Genomic DNA, 16,554 nt, shown 5'->3' on the forward strand with positions numbered 1-16,554 from the left:
CGTGCCCGAAAATACGGTGTGGGCGTTTTGCGATTTCCATTGGTCCGTCGAATTGCATCGCACTTAGTGATGCAACCATGCTCACGTGTGAACTCAACGACCATTCATCTGAATGGCATGCAAGGAACTCGTGGATGGCGATACTACATCCATTGACATCCATCCACTTGGGCGATCTGTCACACCCAGAATGCGTAACGCCTCCTTTTGGACAGATGGCAGACCCGTACAGCTCTCGTCCTGCCATCCCTCTCACTTGAAGCGCTGGGAGTTCAGCGCTCTATCTCCGCCCCTGCGCGCCAACCACCCTCCCGACGCTGAATCAGCACCATCAACTCCCTGGCCTCGTCCACGATCATTCCGCAGGCCCACAGGTAGTTCTCCTGGAGTTCGGCGTCCATGCGCCGGAAGACCTCGCCGGCGTTGCCGCGGGTCATGGCGAGAAGGGCCTGGAGTTGGGCCTGCCGGGCGCTGAGCTGGTCGGTGAGGGTGAGCGTATCGGCATCGTCGGCGAGGACGTAGAGGCGGTCTCCGGGCGCGGGGAAGTTCATCGCTGTGCTCATTGCGGTGCCCTCCCCTCATTGGGTTTGCAGCGCGGAGGCAGGTAATCGGATGGGGACCTGGTCGAAGCGGGGACGGATGCGTGCGGGCGTGCGTACGCCAGGGCGATGAAAGCCATGGTGCAAAACTCCTTTGTCGAAGGGCATTTCCGCTCCCCGTCGCCAAACGGGGGGCGGGCCAAAGCGGGGTTGGCGAACCGGGACAAAGGAACCGGCAGGGCCGAAGCCCTCCCCACCCGGCCCGCCATTGATCATGAGCGCACCAAGGGTGCACGGACAAAAAAAGCCGCATTGCGGCTTACGTCCGCCTTTGTCGGTCCGGGTCGCCAAACCCGTTCGCTGTTGTTGCAGCGACGGCGGCGAGTATCGGGTGGGTGACGGAGAGCGTCAAGCCTGCGCGAAGATCCGCACCCGGTTGCGGCCGGCGCGCTTGGCCTCGTACATGGCTTCATCGGCATGCTTGAGCAATTCGATGCTGCCGAGGCCGTGCTCGGGATAGAGGGCGATACCGATGCTGGCGGAGATCGTGATGGCATGGCCGTCGATCTCGAAGGGCGCGGCGAGGGCTGCGCCGAGTTTTTGCGCGACGGCCAGGGCATCGGGCGCGTCCGTGATGTTGCGCAGGAGCAGGATGAACTCGTCGCCGCCCACCCGCGCCACGGTGTCGGATTCGCGCAGGCTGTGGCGCAGGCGGAGGGCGACCTGCTGCAGCAGGCAGTCGCCGATGCAATGCCCCAGGTTGTCGTTGATCTGCTTGAAGTCGTCCAGATCCATGAACATGACGGCCAGCAGCTGGCCATCGCGCTTCGCGTTGGCCAGAGCCTGCTCGAGGCGGTCGGAAAACAGCGCGCGGTTGGGCAGGTCGGTCAGCGGATCGTGCTGCGCCAGATGACGGATGTGGCCCTCCGCGGCCCGGCTCTCGTCGAGGGCGCGGCGCAGGCGGTGGTTGATACGGTAGATGTAGACGGCCAGGGCACTGACGCCGGCCAAGAGCCCTAGCGCGATGTACAGCGTCGTCGGGTCGCGCGGGGCGTTGGGCTCGTAAAGGAAACCATTCAGGGAGTAGTTGCCGGGCAGCAGCCCGATTTCGGCATAGGTGTCGGCGATATGGCGCCAGCGCCCGCGGTTCATGTAGCCGACCTCAACCAGATCGGTGCGCATCAGCGAGGCCATGCGCTGGGCCTCGAAGAGATAGAAGCCGCGCGGATGCTGCGTGGAGTACCTGGCCAGGATCAGATCGGCGATCTCCTCCTGATGCTGCATCGCATACTGCCAGCCGCGCAGGCTGGCCTCCCGGAAGGCGCGCACGCGCTCCGGATGGGCCTTCAGCTCCTGCTCGGTGGTGAACAGGTTGTCGCCGTAGAAATCGATACCGCCGGCCCGGGGCGTATAGACCTGGTAGTCGAACCCGGCGCGGTCCAGGTAGTAAGGCTCGTTGCTGACGTAGGCGGAAATGGCGTCGACCCGGCCTTCGATCAGGTCTTCCGGCTTGAAGCTGTGGGGCAGCTGGACCAGGCGATCCAGCGTGATGCCTTCCTGTTTGAGGTAGGCGACCAACTCGTCCGACTGCGGCTCGATCATGACGCGCTTGCCAACGATGTCATGGATGGCCTGGGTGCCGTTGTCCGCGCCGTTCTGGCGCGCAATCAGGACCAGCGGGGAATGCTGGAAGATCACCGCCAGCACGACCACCGGCTTGCCCGACCTGCGGGCCAGCAGCAGGCTGCTGGTGCCAACGCCGTACTGGGCCTGATCGGTCAGCACCGCCTGCAGCGGGTCGACACCCGGCGTGGCCTCACGCAACTGGACATCCAGGCCGGCCTCCCGGTAATAGCCCTTCTCCAGCGCCGCGTAATAGCCGGCAAACTGGAAGGCATGGCTCCACTTGAGCTGCAGGGAGACTTTTTCCAACGCCCAGACCATGCCGGGAGCCCCCAGCAGGGTAGTGAAAAGCAGGGGCCACAGGCAACGACACAAAACATGACAAGGCATTTGCACAATTATGCGCTGGGTGCTGCCTCACTCCGGCAAACTTTGGTGTCACACCGGCCCTCAAGCCGCCTCGCTCCAAACCCGTGCCCCCTGCACCAGCCAAGTGCATCCTCCAGCGCTTTTCCACCCCCAAGCCCCGCTCACCGCCCATTTTCCGCGTAATCCGGGGCTGGCCCACCTCTTGCTAGAGAGAAACCAGACCCCGGCTGGCAACGCTGCCGAAGGGGAAATTTGCCTCCGCCAACGACGGCGGGATTCGAGTGAGCAGGATGCCTCTGTTGGCGCCGCTCGCCAGTTCCAACCCGAGTTTGAGCCGCGTTCTGCGGGGGCCCTTGATGCGCCGTGCCATTCACGTCCGTGAATCGTCGGTGATCCTGTGAGGCTTCCGGTGGAGCCGGACTCGCAGGATCGAATATGAAAATCATCGTTGTTGGCCACGGCATGGTGGGCCACAAGTTCCTCGAAGAACTTCACCAACTGGCATCCGTCCCCACTGAAGTCAGCGTCCTGTGCGAGGAGCCGCGCGCGGCTTACGACCGGGTCCATCTGTCCGAATTCTTCGCCGGCAAGAGCGCCGACGAGCTGTCCCTGGTGGCGCCCGGCTTCTTCGACGAGAGCGGCTTCGCGCTGCGCCTGAAGACCCGCGCCAGCGCCATCGACCGCCGCAAGAAGACGGTGACCACCGCCGACGGCGAGGTGCTGCCCTACGACAAGCTGGTGCTCGCCACCGGCTCCGTGCCCTTCGTGCCGCCGCTGCGTGGCGCCGACCGGGCCGACTGCTTCGTCTATCGCACCATCGAGGACCTGGAGGCCATGACCGAGTGCGGCAAGCGTTCGCGCACCGGCGTGGTGGTCGGCGGCGGCCTGCTCGGCCTGGAATGCGCCAAGGCCCTGCGCGACCTGGGCCTGGAGACGCACGTGGTCGAGTTTGCGCCGCGCCTGATGGCGGTGCAGGTGGATGACGACGGCGGCCGCATCCTGCGCAACAAGATCGAGGAGCTGGGCGTGCATGTGCACACCAGCCGCCACACGACGGAGATCACCGACGGCGCCCGCGCGCGCCACCGCATGGTGTTCGACGACGGCACCTATCTCGAGACCGACATGATCGTGTTCTCCGCCGGCATCCGCCCACGCGACGAGCTGGCCCGCCAGAACGCGCTGGCCGTCGGCGCCCGCGGCGGCATCGCGGTGGACGACCACTGCCGCAGCACCGATCCGGACATCTACGCGATCGGCGAATGCGCGGCGTGGAAGGACCAGCTGTTCGGCCTGGTCGCCCCCGGCTACGACATGGCCCGCGTAACTGCCCGCCACATCTGCGGCCAGACCGACGCGGCCTTCGGCGGCGCCGACATGAGTACCAAGCTCAAGCTGATGGGTGTGGACGTGGCGAGCATCGGCGACGCGCAGGGCCGCACGCCCGGCTGCCGCAGCTTCCGCTACATGGACGAGGTGAAGCAGATCTACAAGAAGATCGTCACCAGCGCCGACGGCAAGCAGCTGATCGGCGCGGTGCTGGTCGGCAACGCCGACGAGTACGGCACGCTGCTGCAGATGGCCCTCAACGGCATCGCGCTGCCGGCCGACCCGGAATTCCTGATCCTGCCGTCCAGCGACGGCAAGGCCAAGCCCGGCCTGGGCGTGGATGCGCTGCCCGACAGCGCCCAGATCTGCTCCTGCAACAACGTCAGCAAGGGCCAGATCTGCGCGGCGGTGGCCGACGGTGCCACCACCATCGGCGCGCTGAAGGCCTGCACCAAGGCCGGCGCCACCTGTGGCGGCTGCGTGCCGCTGGTGACGCAGGTGATGAAGGCCGAGATGGGCCGCCTGGGCATGGCGGTGAACAACCACATCTGCGAGCACTTCTCCTACTCGCGCCAGGAGCTGTTCCACCTCATCAAGGTCGGCCAGATCAAGACCTTCGACGAGCTGCTGGCCAAGCACGGCCAGGGCCTCGGCTGCGACATCTGCAAGCCGGCCGCGGCGAGCATCTTCGCGTCTTGCTGGAACGAGTTCGTGCTGAAGAAGGAGCTGGCCGGCCTGCAGGACAGCAACGACTACTTCCTCGGCAACATCCAGAAGGACGGCAGCTACTCGGTGGTGCCGCGCATGCCGGGCGGCGAGGTGACGCCGGACGGCCTGATCGCCGTCGGCCAGGTGGCCAAGAAGTACGGCCTGTACACCAAGGTCACCGGCGGCCAGCGGGTGGACCTGTTCGGCGCCCGTGTCGAGCAGTTGCCGCTGATCTGGGAAGAGCTGATCGCCGCCGGCTTCGAATCCGGCCACGCCTACGGCAAGTCCCTGCGCACCGTGAAGAGCTGCGTCGGCAGCACCTGGTGCCGCTACGGCGTGGATGACAGCGTCGGCCTCGCCGTTGAGCTGGAGAACCGCTACAAGGGCCTGCGCGCGCCGCACAAGATCAAGTTCGGCGTGTCCGGCTGCACGCGGGAATGCGCCGAGGCCCAGGGCAAGGACGTGGGCATCATCGCCACCGAGAAGGGCTGGAACCTCTACGTGTGCGGCAACGGCGGCATGAAGCCGCGCCACGCCGAGCTGCTCGCCGCCGACCTGACCAAGGACCGGCTGGTACAACTGATCGACCGCTTCCTGATGTTCTACGTGCGCACCGCCGACCGCCTGCAGCGCACCAGCACCTGGCGCGACAACCTGGACGGCGGCCTGGACTACCTGAAGGACGTGGTGGTGAACGACAGCCTGGGCCTCGCCGCCGAGCTGGAAAGCCAGATGCAGCACGTGGTGGACACCTACCAGTGCGAGTGGAAGACCGCCGTCACCACCCCCGAGGTGCGCCAGCGCTTCCGCTCCTTCGTCAATAGCGACAAGGCCGACGAGCACATCATCTTCGTGGAGGAGCGCGGCCAGATCCGCCCCGCCCGCGCCGATGAGCGCCCCGCCGCCGAGCTTGACGACACCGCCATTCCCGCCTGAGGAGACCCAATATGTGCATCGACTCCCTCATCTGGACCACCGTTTGCAAGGTGGACGACATCCTGCCCGATACCGGCGTCTGCGCGCTGGTGGAAGGCCGCCACGTGGCGGTGTTCCGTGTCGGCCAGTCCGACTTCTACGCCATCGACAACGTGGACCCGAAGTCCGGCGCCAGCGTGCTGTCCCGCGGCCTGCTGGGCAGCCTCGGCGAGCACGTCGTGGTCGCCTCGCCGCTCTACAAGAACCACTTCGACCTGAACACCGGCGAGTGCCTGGAGGCCCCTGAACACTCGGTGCGCGCCCACTCGGTGCGCATCGACGACCAGCGCGTGCTGGTCGCCCTGGGTTGAGCCCCGCCTCGCATTCAGAAAGGAACTGACATGGCTTATATCGCTCCCGCCGAGTTCGTCACCAAGATGGTGGACGCCGGCGAATCCAAACTGCTGATGTCCACCCGCGACACCCTGATCCGCGCCTACATGGCCGGCGCGATCCTGGCCCTCGCCGCCGCCTTCGCGGTAACAGTGTCGGTGAACACCGCCAACCCGCTGATCGGCGCGCTGCTGTTCCCGGTCGGCTTCTGCATGCTCTACCTGATGGGCTTCGACCTGCTCACCGGCGTGTTCACGCTGGCCCCGCTGGCGGTGCTCGACAAGCGCGCCGGCGCCACCTGGGGCGGCGTGCTGCGCAACTGGGGCCTGGTGTTCACCGGCAACTTCGCCGGTGCGCTGACGGTGGCGGTGTTCATGGCGATCATCTTCACCAACGGCTTCTCCGAGGCGCCCAACGCCATCGGCCAGAAGATCGGCCACATCGGCGAAGGCCGTACCGTCGGCTACGCCGCCCACGGCGCGGCAGGCATGCTGACGCTGTTCGTGCGCGCGGTGATGTGCAACTGGATGGTGTCCACCGGCGTGGTCGCCGCGATGATGTCCACCAGCGTGTCCGGCAAGGTCATCGGCATGTGGATGCCGATCCTGGTGTTCTTCTACATGGGCTTCGAGCACAGCGTGGTGAACATGTACCTGTTCCCGTCGGGCCTGATGCTGGGTGGCAACTTCACCTTCATGGACTACCTGATCTGGAACGAGATCCCGACCGTGCTCGGCAACGTGGTCGGCGGCCTGACCTTCGTCGGCGCCACGCTGTACTCCACCCACTACAAGACCGCCCCCAAGCGTCGCGCCGCCTGATCGGCCCGGACGCACAAACCGCCGCCCCATGTCGGCAACCCTGCGCGTGAGTCTCGGCCAGGCCTCCCTGGCCGGGACCCACGACGCCAACCAGGACTTCCACGGCGCCGTGCTGCCCAAGGGCAGCCAGCTCGCCGGCAAGGGCATCGCGCTGGCGATTGCCGACGGCATCAGCTCCAGCCGGGTTAGCCAGCTGGCCAGCCAGACCGCCGTCCGCTCCTTCCTCGAAGACTATTACGCCACCTCGGAGGCCTGGTCGGTGCGCCGGGCCGCCGAGCGGGTGCTGAGCGCGGCCAACTCCTGGCTGCATTCCCAGACGATCGGCAGCGACGCCCGCTTCGAGAAGGACCGGGGCTATGTGTGCACCTTCAGCGCGCTGATCCTCAAGGGCCGCGACCTGCACCTGTTCCACGTCGGCGATTCGCGCATCTTCCGCGTCCATGCCCAGGCCCTCGAACAACTCACCGAGGACCACCGGGTCCGGCTGTCGTCCGTCGAGTCCTACCTGGGCCGTGCGCTGGGCACCGGCCCGAACATCGAAATCGATTACCGCAGCTGGGAGGCTGAGGCCGGCGAGCTCTACCTGCTCGCCACCGACGGCGCCTATGCCCAGCTGGACGCCACGACGGTGCACGACGCGCTGCAGCGTCATCCACAAGACCTGGACGCCGCCGCGGCCTGGCTGGTGGAGCAGGCCCGCCTGCGCGGCAGCAGCGACGACGCCACGCTGCAGCTGCTACGCATCGACGCGCTGCCCGAGGCCGGCGCACCGCGCGCCGACCTGCGCCGCGACGGGCTGGCGCTGCCGCCGCTCCTTGCGCCGCAGATGGCCTTCGAGGGCTTCACCATCGTGCGGGAGCTGCAGGTCAGCGCCCGCAGCCACGTCTTCCTCGCCGTCGATGACGCCAGCGGCGCGGCGGTGGTGCTCAAGGCGCCATCCGTCGACCGGCGCGAAGACGCCGCCTACCTGGACAGCTTCGTGCTGGAGGAATGGGTCGCCCGCCGCGTGGACAGCCCCCACGTCATCAAGGCCTGGGCCGGCGAACGGCCGCGCGGCCACCTCTACGTGGCGATGGAATACATCGACGGCCAGACCCTCGCCCAGTGGATGGTGGACCACCCGCAGCCGACGCTGGACAGCGTGCGCGGCATCGTCGCGCAGCTGGGCCAGGGCCTGCAGGCCTTGCACCGGCGCGAGATGGTGCACCAGGACCTGCGCCCCGAGAACGTGATGATCGACCGGCACGGCACCGTCAAGCTGATCGACCTGGCCACCGTCCACGTCGCCGGCCTGGCCGAGGACCGCCCCGACAGCCACGCCGACGCGGCCCCCGGCACGCTGCAATACCTGGCGCCGGAATGCCTGCTCGGCCACCCCGGCAGCCCGCGCACCGACCTCTACGCCCTCGCCGCGCTCACTTACCGAATACTCAGCGGCCAGCTGCCCTACGGACTCGATGCGGCCCGCGTGCGCAGCCCGCAGGACCTGCGCCGGCTGCGCTACGTGCCGCTGCGCCACCACCGGCCCGATCTGCCGCCGTGGGTGGACGCGGTGCTGGGCAAGGCGCTGCAGGTCAATCCCGGCAAACGCCAGGAAGTCGTCTCCGAATTCGTCCACGACCTGCACGCCCCCGGCCAGCAGTTCCGCGACCAGCGGACAACACCGCTGATCGAGCGTAATCCGGTGCTGTTCTGGAAGTGCACTACGGTTTTTCTGATGCTCGTGGTAATAGTGCTGGCCGTACGTTAGGCGGCCGGGGTTACAAAGACACCCGGCAATGAACCCGGTGATTCCTGCAAGTTCCACCCAATTGCTGCTGTGCCTTTCCCCTGACTGGAACGCGCCGGCCGGTCACCTGCAGCGCTTCGAACGGAGCGCCAACGAGGACTGGCAGGCGGTGGGCTCGCCGATCCCGGTGACGCTCGGGCGCAGCGGCATGGCGTGGGGGCGCGGCGTACATCCGCCGGTGGACGGCCCCGGCAAATGCGAGGGCGATGGCCGGGCACCGGCCGGAGTGTTTGCGATAACGGGGCTGTTCGGCTACGCGGCGGCGGGCGACGGGTGGACGGCTGGGCTGCGCCTGCCCTACTTCGCCGCGCGGCCTGGGCTCAAGTGCATCGACGATCCGGCCTCGGCCCATTACAACTGCCTCGTGGACCAATCCGCGGTGGCGGTCAACTGGGCCTCCTGCGAGGACATGCTGCGCCTGGATCGGCGCTACGAGGTCGGCGCAGTGGTCGCCCACAACAGCTCGCCACCGCTGCCGGGGGCGGGTTCGTGCATCTTCCTGCACGTGTGGGAAACGCCGGACACACCGACAGCGGGCTGCACCGCCATGAGCCTGGCCGACATGCAGACCGTAGCCAACTGGCTGGACGGCGCCCGCCAGCCGCTGCTGGTGCAGCTGCCCGACGCAGAATTCGAGCACTACCGACAGGCCTGGAGCCTGCCCTAGCGGTGACAGGCGCCGGCACCGCCGATAGACTGCCGGCACTTCAATCCTTCCCCGCCCACGCCCTGCAAGGCGCCGGGCCACTCCCGTCATCGTGCTCAACCGGATCTGGGTCGCGTTTGTCCTCGTCGGTTTCGTCGCGGCCCTGGTCCAGACCGTCCAGGGCGATTTCGACATCTTCTCTCGCCTGCTGACCGGTCTGTTCGACACCGCCAAGAGCGGCTTCGAGATCGCCCTCGGCCTCGCCGGCGTCATGAGCCTGTGGCTGGGCGTAATGAAGATCGGCGAGAAAGGTGGCCTGATCCAGCTCTTCGGGCGGCTCGTCGCGCCCTTCTTCCGCCACGTGTTCCCGGACATTCCGCCGGGCCATCCGGCCAGCGGCAGCATCGTCATGAACTTCAGTGCCAACCTGCTCGGCCTGGACAACGCCGCCACGCCGCTGGGCCTCAAGGCAATGCAGGAGCTGCAGGAGATCAACCCGCGCAAGGACACCGCAAGCAACCCGATGATCATGTTCCTGGTGCTCAACACGGCGGGCATCACACTGATCCCCACGTCGGTGATCGCAATCCGCCAGAGCATGGCCGTGCAGCAGGGGCTGACCCATTTCAACGCGGCGGACATCTTCTTGCCGACGCTGATCAGCACCTTCATCTCCTTCTGTGCCGGCCTGGTCGCGGTGGCCGCCTGGCAGCGCATCAACCTGCTGTCCGCCCCGATGCTGGCCTTCTTCGCCGGCTTCGGGCTGCTGATGGGCGGCCTGTACGCATGGCTGGCGCCGCTGCCACCGGCCGAGATGGCGCAGATGATCGGCCTGCTCGGCAGCGGCATCATCGTCTCGCTGATCGTGCTGTTCGTCGGCGTCGCCGCGTGGCGCGGTGTGGACGTTTACGAGTCCTTCGTGGAGGGCGCCAAGGACGGCTTCGGCGTCGCGGTGCAGATCATTCCCTACCTGATCGCCATGCTGGTGGCGATCTCGATCTTCCGCAGCAGCGGTTGCATGGCCTACCTGATCGGCGGCATCCGCCATGTTGTGGTGGCCCTCGGCATCAATGCGGACTTCGTGCCGGCCTTGCCGGTCGGCCTGATGAAGACCCTCAGCGGCAGCGGCGCCCGCGGGCTGATGGTGGACGTGATGACGACCTACGGCGTCGACTCCTTCCAGGGCCGCCTCGCCGCCATCATCCAGGGCTCGACCGAAACCACCTTCTACGTGCTGGCGGTGTATTTCGGCAGCGTCAACATCACCCGCACCCGCTACGCCGTCGCATGCGGCCTGATCGCCGATTTCGTCGGGCTGGTGGGGGCAATCATCGTGGGTTACCTGTTCTATCACGGTGGGTGAACGGGCCGGATTTGCCGGTTGCCATGCACCGGCAAACCATTCAGCATTTCCCCTCCCCATCACGCCGAGGAAAAACGATGAGCAGCACTGCTTCGATCACCCTGTACGGAACCCCGCCGTCGGGCCATGCCCACCGGGTCGAGGTTTTCCTGACCCTGCTGGGTCTGCCTTACACCTATCAAACGGCGACAGCCGATGTGCGCAAGACGCCGGAATTCCTGGCGCTGAACCCGCTGGGGCAGATCCCGGTGCTGGTGGATGGCGACGCGGTGATCTGCGACAGCACCGCGATCCTCATCTACCTGGCGGAGAAATACGCACCGGACAGCCCGTGGCTGCCGCGCGATCCGCTGACCCGCGCCGAGGTACAGCGCTGGCTGTCGATCGCCTCCGCCGAGGTCCGCTTCGGCCCGGCTATCGCGCGGGCGATCAGCCAGTGGAACCTGCCCGGCGATCTGGCCGCCGCCAAGGCCATCGCCGCACGCCTTTTCGGTTTCATGGAAACCTATCTGGCAGATCGCAGCTTCCTCGCCGCGGACCACCCGACGCTGGCCGATCTGGCTTGCCACGCCTACATCGCCCACGCGCCGGAGGGCGGCATCAGCCTCGCCCCCTACCCCAACATCCGGGCCTGGCTGGCCCGCGTGGCGGCGATCCCAGGCTTCAAGGACATGGACCCGCTGCCGATCCCCGGCTGACGCGCGCCGGGGATCCACTGACGGGCCGCGATCCCCGGTTGCCCCCGCTGTCACACGAACTTAACATGACTGTCATGTACCCATCCTGACCAGCAAGGAGGCGTCCATGACGAGCGACATCGAACCCATCGCCCTGCATCTCTTCGGAGCCGTACTCGCCGGCGGCATCATCGGCATGGAACGCAGCTTCCACGCCCGACCGGCGGGCTTCCGCACCCACACCCTGGTGTGCCTCGCCTCCAGCCTGCTGATGCTGGTGACGCTCTACCAGTGGAACTGGCTGCCCGGCGTGGCGATGGACACGATACGCACCGACCCGACCCGCATGGCCCAGGGGATCATGACCGGCATCGGTTTCCTCGGGGCCGGCGTGATCTTCAAGGAAGGGCTCAGCGTGCGGGGGCTGACCACCGCGGCGTCGATCTGGATCACCGCGGCGATCGGCATCCTGATCGGCGTCGGCTTCTACCTGCCCGCCGTGCTGGCGACGGCGCTGACCCTCGGCGTGCTGTCGGCCTTCCGCTGGATCGAGGCGCGCCTGCCGTCCCATTCCTACGCCCATCACTACCTGCGCTTCAACCGCGACGACGTGATGCCGGAGAGCGAGGTGCGCAGCTTCCTGGACCAACACGGCTTCACCATCGCCAACATGAGCTACCGCGTCACCGACGACGGCCTGTCCTTCGAATACAAGATGGTCATCCGGACCACCCGCGCCGAGAACACCGCCCGGCTCGTCGAGGCCCTGCGCGAGATGCCACGGCTGCGCACCTTCCGGGTGTCGCCGACCGGCGACTGAGGTCGTCAGGCCAGCCAGGGATGGGACGCCAGCCAGCGTCCCAGTTCGTTGTCGTTGGCCACCTGCAGCTTGGCGAAGAGGTTGGCCCGGTGGGTTTCCACCGAGCGCGGGCTGCACGGCGGCACCAGCAGGCGGGCGATTTCCTTGTTGGGCTGGCCGACGCCGACCAGGCGGGCCACCTCCCGCTCCCGCGGGGTCAGCTCGGCCCACAGGCGCAGCGCGGTGCTGCGGGCCCGCGCTTCGGCCATCGCGGCGGGCAGTTTCTGCAGCAGCTGCTGGGTGTCCGGCTTGACGACCCAGTCGTAGGCACCATTGCGCATGGCCTCCAGCGCGGTGGGAATGTCCCCGTGGCCGGACAAGAACAGCGTCACCAGCGGGCTGTGGCCGAGGCGCAGGCGCTCCAGCACCTCCAAGCCGCTGATGCCGCCCATGCGCAGGTCGAGGATCACGCAGCCGGGCTGGCGCATGTCCACCGCTTCCAAGAAGGCCTCGCCGGACTCGAAGGCCTGCACTGCCAGCCCCTGGGAGAACAGCAACATCAGCAGCGAGCGACGCAGGGCCTCGTCGTCGTCCACCACGTAGAGGGTCAGCGGCGTGTCTTTCATGGGCTTGTCGGCAGCGTGAAGGTGAAGGCGGCGCCGCCGCCGGGACGGTTGGCCACCGCCAGATGGCCGCCGTGGGCCTCGACGATGGTGCGGCAGATGTTGAGGCCCAGCCCCAGGCCATCGGATTTGGTGCTGAAGAAGGCCGAGAAGACCTGCTCCAGCTGCTCGACCGGGATGCCGGGACCGCTGTCGGCCACCGTCACCTCGACGGCTGGCCCGGCCTGGCGGGCCGTCAACTCGATGCGGCGCCGCGCCGGCGGCGTGTCGTGCATGGCCTGCACGGCGTTCTGGATCAGATTGACCAGCACCTGCTCCAGCAACACCCGGTCGCCACGTACCGGCGGCAGGCCGTCCGCCAGCGCGCTGTGGATCGCCACGCGGCTGCGCTGCAGCTCGGGCTGCAGCAGCGCCAGCGAATGGGCGATGACGCCGTCGATGGCCAGCCCCTCGTAGCTCCCCCGCTGGGGATTGATGAAGGCGCGCACCCGCTTGACGATCTCGCTGGCCCGCGTGGCCTGCTCGACGATCTCGTCGAGGGCCGTCACCAGCATGTCCTGCGGGCAGTGACCGATCATCGCGCGGGCGGCGACCGCGAAGTTCGACAAAGCCATCAACGGCTGGTTGAGCTCGTGGGCCAGCGTGGACGCCATCTCGCCGACGCTGGCCAGGCGCGCGCTGCGCTGCAGCTGACGCTCCTGCTCGCGCTGGCGGGCCTCGGCCTGCTTCTGGGCGGTGATGTTGACGACCGAGCTCATCCAGCCCTGGTGCTCCCCCTCGGCATCGATCAGCGGCGCGGTGTAGACCATGGTGACCACGTCGTGGCCGTCCCGGTGGCGGACGCGCGACTCGAAGCCGTGGGGCGCGGCGCGGCCCTGCAGCGCGTCGTCGCTCTCGCGCATGTGCTTGTCCAGGTCGTCCGGGTGCCAGTAAGGGTAAGGCGGCGTGCAGCCGAGCAGCTCCTCCTGGCTGTAGCCGACCATCTCGCACAGGGCCGGGTTCACGTAGATGATGCGGCCCTGCGGGTCGCGGGCGCGCATGCCGATCAGCAGGGAATCCTCCATCGCCTTGCGGAAAGCGTGGGCCTCCTGCAGGTCGTGGGTGCGCTCCTGCACGCGGCGTTCGAGTTCGAGGCGGGCCTGGCGTTGCTCCGCATAGCGCTTCTCGCGCAGACGCCAGTACAGCACGCCGAGCAGCAGCAACGCAGCAGCCAGCGTGGCGATGGCCAGGGCCTCCTGGCGGGCCTGGCGGACCTCCATCAGATCGCTGGTGACGGTCAGCGTCCAGCCCAGCTCCGGCAGCGTGGTCTGCACCGCGAGATAGTCCCGGCGGCGGTTCTGCAGGCTGGCCTGCAGGGTGAAACCGTCCCCGTCGCCATTGCGTTCGAGCTGCCACGGCAGGCGCTCATAGCGCTCCCGTGCGCCGTACTGGCCGTGCTGGCGCAGCCAGTCCAGGTCGGCACGTTGCAGTGGCCGGTCGCTGTGGTACAGCCATTCCGGCACCGAGCTCAGAAAGACGATGCCGCGGCTGTCCTGCAGCACCACCGGATCGACGCTGCGCGACCAGGTCTGCTCCAACCTCTCCAGCCCTAGCTTGACCACCGCCACGCCGACGATGGCCGCCCCGCTGCGCACCGGCTCGGCGATGAACAGGCCGGGCTGGCCGGTGGTCAGGCCGAGGCCGTAGAACAGCCCCCGCCGCCCCTGCAGCGCGTCCTCGAAATACGGCCTCTGGCGGTAGGACTGGCCGACGAAGCTGGTCGCCGTGCCCCAGTTGCTGGCCGCCAGCGTCTGCCCGTTGGCATCCACGACGAACAACGCCGCGGCGCCGGTGCGCTGCTGCAGGTCGGCCAGGTAGCGATTGACCCGGTCCGGCAGCGCCGCGTCGGCCGGGTGCAGCAGCAGGCCCAGCACGTCAGGATGGCGCGCCGCCACGTAGGGCAGGTAGTCGTGCTTCTCGACGATGCCGCGCAGGCCCAGCGCATGCGCGGCAGCGGCCTGGCGCAGGGTGGCGGCCTTGAGCTGGAACTCGCGGTGCTCCGCCCAGCGCCCCACCGCCACGATCAGCAGCAGCGCGGCCAGGGCGGCGAGGCCCCAGCGCCAGTGGCGCAGAAAGGAAAAACGGGCGGTCGGCGTCATCGCGGCAGCGGCATTCGGGATGCGTTAACGATAGCGCGTCTGCCGCCCACAACGGGGCAGGCAGACGCGCTCTGCGTAGTTCTACGGAGGGGCCGGGGGTGAATGCTGCGGATGTGCCCGTCCCGCCGCCTGCGGATACTCGCCCCATAACGCGAACCTCCATTTCGGGGGCAGACGCGGTTCCACAGGAGACAAGACATGAGCACTGGCACGGCACAACTGGCCCTGGAGCGCCCGCTGGCGGCGGCCCGTGGCGAGCGCATCAGCGGGCAACGCCTTCGCGCGATCGTCGTCGGCTCGGCGGGCAACCTGGTCGAATGGTTCGACTTCTATTGCTACGCGGCCTTCGCCCTCTATTTCGCCAATTCCTTCTTCCCGGCCCAGGACCCGACCGCGCAGATGATGTCCACCGCCGGCATCTTCGCGCTGGGCTTCTTCATCCGCCCCCTCGGCGGTGTGCTGTTCGGCCACATCGGCGACCGCCACGGCCGCAAGGTGGCGCTGATGCTGTCGGTGCTGCTGATGTGCTTCGGCTCCCTGCTGATCGCCTGTGCGCCCACCTACGCCACCGCCGGCATCCTGTCGCCGATCCTGCTGCTGCTGGCCCGCCTGCTGCAGGGCCTCAGCCTCGGCGGCGAATACGGCGCCAGCGCCACCTATCTGTCGGAGATGGCCGACTCGCGCCACCGCGGCTTCTACGCCAGCTTCCAGTACGTGACGCTGATCGGCGGCCAGCTGCTGGCCCTGCTGCTGCTCCTCGTACTGCAGAACTTCCTGCTCGACGCCGAGCAGCTGCGCGCCTGGGGCTGGCGCATCCCCTTCGTCGTCGGTGCCTGTCTGGCCCTGCTGGCCCTGCGCATGCGCCACGACCTGCCGGAAACCCAGTCCTTCGAGAACGCCCGCAAAAAGTCCGCGGCTATGGGCGGCCTCAAGCAGCTCGCCAAACACCCCCGCGAAGTGCTGCTGGTGGTCGGCCTGACGATGGGCGGCACGCTGGCCTTCTACGTCTATACGACCTACATGCAGAAGTTCCTGCGCCTGTCGGTAGGCCTCACCGACGCGCAAACCACCGCCGTGTCGGCGGCCTCGCTGATCTTCGCGATGTGCCTGCAGCCCCTCTACGGCGCGCTGTCCGACCGTATCGGCCGGCGCCCGCTGCTGGTCGGCTTCGCGCTGCTCGGCACGCTGTTCACCGTGCCGCTGCTGACCGCCATCCGCCACGCCAGCGGCCCGTGGGAAGCCTTCGGCCTGATCGCCTGCGCCTGGCTCATCGTGTCCGGCTACACCTCCATCAACGCGCTGGTGAAGGCCGAGATGTTCCCGGCGTCGATCCGCGCCACCGGCGTCGGCGTGCCCTACGCCTTCGCGGTGTCGGTGTTCGGCGGCACCTCGGAGTACATTGCCCTGTGGTTCAAGCAGTCCGGCCTGGAGAGCGGCTTCTACTGGTACGCCACCGCGGTGATCGGCTGCACGCTGCTGGTGTGCTGGTTCATGCGCGACACCCGCGCCAGCTCGCTGATCGAGGCGGAAGCCCAGCTGCAGCCCGCACAAGCCTGATCCCTGACGCGGATGCCCCGGCATCCGCTACTCCTCAGCCTCCCCGCCAGCCCCGGCGCGGAGGCTTTTTTGCGTCACGCTGCCACCAACGCCGGGAACCAACACGGCGCCCGGCTATCCCACTGCGGGAACCCCCGGTCCCCAGCTCCATATAGAGCGCGCACAATAAGCGTGCATACACCGGCTTCCTTCATAATGCCGCCCGATACTGGAGGATGAAGCCGCGCTGCGTGCCCCATCGCGACGCGGCCACTGCATCCGTCCC

General features: G+C 67.6%; 13 protein-coding genes. 9 read left to right on the forward strand and 4 right to left on the reverse strand.

Annotation, left to right across the window (positions count from 1 at the left end):
* Positions 1 to 272: 272 nt before the first annotated feature.
* Complete coding sequence (locus AC1PPK_RS03415) at positions 273 to 563, reverse strand: hypothetical protein (protein ID WP_481116450.1); 291 nt, start codon at positions 561 to 563, stop codon at positions 273 to 275.
* 384 nt (positions 564 to 947) lie between these two features.
* Positions 948 to 2,483 carry a diguanylate cyclase domain-containing protein gene (locus tag AC1PPK_RS03420; RefSeq protein ID WP_481116451.1) on the reverse strand — a complete coding sequence of 512 codons (1,536 nt, stop codon included), beginning with the start codon at positions 2,481 to 2,483 and terminating at the stop codon, positions 948 to 950.
* Positions 2,484 to 2,966: 483 nt separating this feature from the next.
* Between AC1PPK_RS03420 and nirB the strand changes: the two genes are divergently transcribed.
* The 8 genes from nirB (at position 2,967) to AC1PPK_RS03460 (ending at position 11,992) form a co-directional block, all read left to right on the forward strand.
* The gene (gene nirB / locus AC1PPK_RS03425) at positions 2,967 to 5,504 is read left to right on the forward strand and encodes a nitrite reductase large subunit NirB (protein ID WP_481116452.1); all 2,538 of its coding nucleotides are present in this window, start codon (positions 2,967 to 2,969) and stop codon (positions 5,502 to 5,504) included.
* 11 nt (positions 5,505 to 5,515) lie between these two features.
* The gene (gene nirD / locus AC1PPK_RS03430; protein ID WP_481116453.1) at positions 5,516 to 5,854 is read left to right on the forward strand and encodes a nitrite reductase small subunit NirD; all 339 of its coding nucleotides are present in this window, start codon (positions 5,516 to 5,518) and stop codon (positions 5,852 to 5,854) included.
* A gap of 30 nt (positions 5,855 to 5,884) precedes the next feature.
* Entirely contained in the window at positions 5,885 to 6,697 is an 813-nt protein-coding gene (locus tag AC1PPK_RS03435; RefSeq protein WP_481116454.1) for a formate/nitrite transporter family protein, read from the forward strand.
* A 28-nt stretch (positions 6,698 to 6,725) separates the two neighbouring features.
* On the forward strand, positions 6,726 to 8,447 hold the full coding sequence (locus AC1PPK_RS03440) for a bifunctional protein-serine/threonine kinase/phosphatase (protein ID WP_481116455.1): 1,722 nt from the start codon (positions 6,726 to 6,728) through the stop codon (positions 8,445 to 8,447).
* A gap of 28 nt (positions 8,448 to 8,475) precedes the next feature.
* Positions 8,476 to 9,153 (forward strand): L,D-transpeptidase family protein, encoded by a 678-nt coding sequence (locus tag AC1PPK_RS03445; RefSeq protein WP_481116456.1) that lies wholly within the window; start codon positions 8,476 to 8,478, stop codon positions 9,151 to 9,153.
* Between the two features lie 91 nt (positions 9,154 to 9,244).
* Entirely contained in the window at positions 9,245 to 10,495 is a 1,251-nt protein-coding gene (locus AC1PPK_RS03450) for a nucleoside recognition domain-containing protein (RefSeq protein WP_481116457.1), read from the forward strand.
* 77 nt (positions 10,496 to 10,572) lie between these two features.
* Positions 10,573 to 11,193: a glutathione S-transferase family protein gene (locus tag AC1PPK_RS03455; RefSeq protein WP_481116458.1), complete on the forward strand. Its 621-nt coding sequence runs from the start codon at positions 10,573 to 10,575 to the stop codon at positions 11,191 to 11,193.
* 106 nt (positions 11,194 to 11,299) lie between these two features.
* Positions 11,300 to 11,992, forward strand: coding sequence for an MgtC/SapB family protein (locus tag AC1PPK_RS03460; RefSeq protein ID WP_481116459.1), 693 nt, complete (start codon positions 11,300 to 11,302; stop codon positions 11,990 to 11,992).
* 5 nt (positions 11,993 to 11,997) lie between these two features.
* On the opposite strand, the gene AC1PPK_RS03465 is transcribed toward AC1PPK_RS03460, so the two are convergent.
* Positions 11,998 to 12,597: a response regulator transcription factor gene (locus tag AC1PPK_RS03465; protein ID WP_481116460.1), complete on the reverse strand. Its 600-nt coding sequence runs from the start codon at positions 12,595 to 12,597 to the stop codon at positions 11,998 to 12,000.
* Positions 12,594 to 14,732, reverse strand: a complete 2,139-nt coding sequence (locus AC1PPK_RS03470; protein WP_481116461.1) for a sensor histidine kinase — start codon at positions 14,730 to 14,732, stop codon at positions 12,594 to 12,596. The genes AC1PPK_RS03465 and AC1PPK_RS03470 overlap by 4 nt, the downstream gene beginning before the upstream one ends.
* Before the next feature lie 198 nt (positions 14,733 to 14,930).
* On the opposite strand from AC1PPK_RS03470, the gene AC1PPK_RS03475 reads away from it, so the two are divergent.
* Positions 14,931 to 16,289, forward strand: coding sequence for an MFS transporter (locus AC1PPK_RS03475; RefSeq protein WP_481116462.1), 1,359 nt, complete (start codon positions 14,931 to 14,933; stop codon positions 16,287 to 16,289).
* Positions 16,290 to 16,554: the final 265 nt, after the last annotated feature.

Source organism: Zoogloea sp. JDB1, assembly GCF_056724025.1.

Excerpts from the sequence above, each read along its gene's own strand:
- AC1PPK_RS03465 (WP_481116460.1), bottom strand. The coding sequence starts at position 12,597 with ATGAAAGACACGCCGCTGACCCTCTACGTGGTGGACGACGACGAGGCC.
- AC1PPK_RS03445 (WP_481116456.1), top strand. The coding sequence starts at position 8,476 with ATGAACCCGGTGATTCCTGCAAGTTCCACCCAATTGCTGCTGTGCCTT.
- nirB (WP_481116452.1), top strand. The coding sequence starts at position 2,967 with ATGAAAATCATCGTTGTTGGCCACGGCATGGTGGGCCACAAGTTCCTC.
- AC1PPK_RS03470 (WP_481116461.1), bottom strand. The coding sequence starts at position 14,732 with ATGACGCCGACCGCCCGTTTTTCCTTTCTGCGCCACTGGCGCTGGGGC.
- AC1PPK_RS03475 (WP_481116462.1), top strand. The coding sequence starts at position 14,931 with ATGAGCACTGGCACGGCACAACTGGCCCTGGAGCGCCCGCTGGCGGCG.
- AC1PPK_RS03440 (WP_481116455.1), top strand. The coding sequence starts at position 6,726 with ATGTCGGCAACCCTGCGCGTGAGTCTCGGCCAGGCCTCCCTGGCCGGG.
- AC1PPK_RS03460 (WP_481116459.1), top strand. The coding sequence starts at position 11,300 with ATGACGAGCGACATCGAACCCATCGCCCTGCATCTCTTCGGAGCCGTA.
- AC1PPK_RS03420 (WP_481116451.1), bottom strand. The coding sequence starts at position 2,483 with ATGGTCTGGGCGTTGGAAAAAGTCTCCCTGCAGCTCAAGTGGAGCCAT.
- AC1PPK_RS03455 (WP_481116458.1), top strand. The coding sequence starts at position 10,573 with ATGAGCAGCACTGCTTCGATCACCCTGTACGGAACCCCGCCGTCGGGC.
- AC1PPK_RS03435 (WP_481116454.1), top strand. The coding sequence starts at position 5,885 with ATGGCTTATATCGCTCCCGCCGAGTTCGTCACCAAGATGGTGGACGCC.
- nirD (WP_481116453.1), top strand. The coding sequence starts at position 5,516 with ATGTGCATCGACTCCCTCATCTGGACCACCGTTTGCAAGGTGGACGAC.
- AC1PPK_RS03415 (WP_481116450.1), bottom strand. The coding sequence starts at position 563 with ATGAGCACAGCGATGAACTTCCCCGCGCCCGGAGACCGCCTCTACGTC.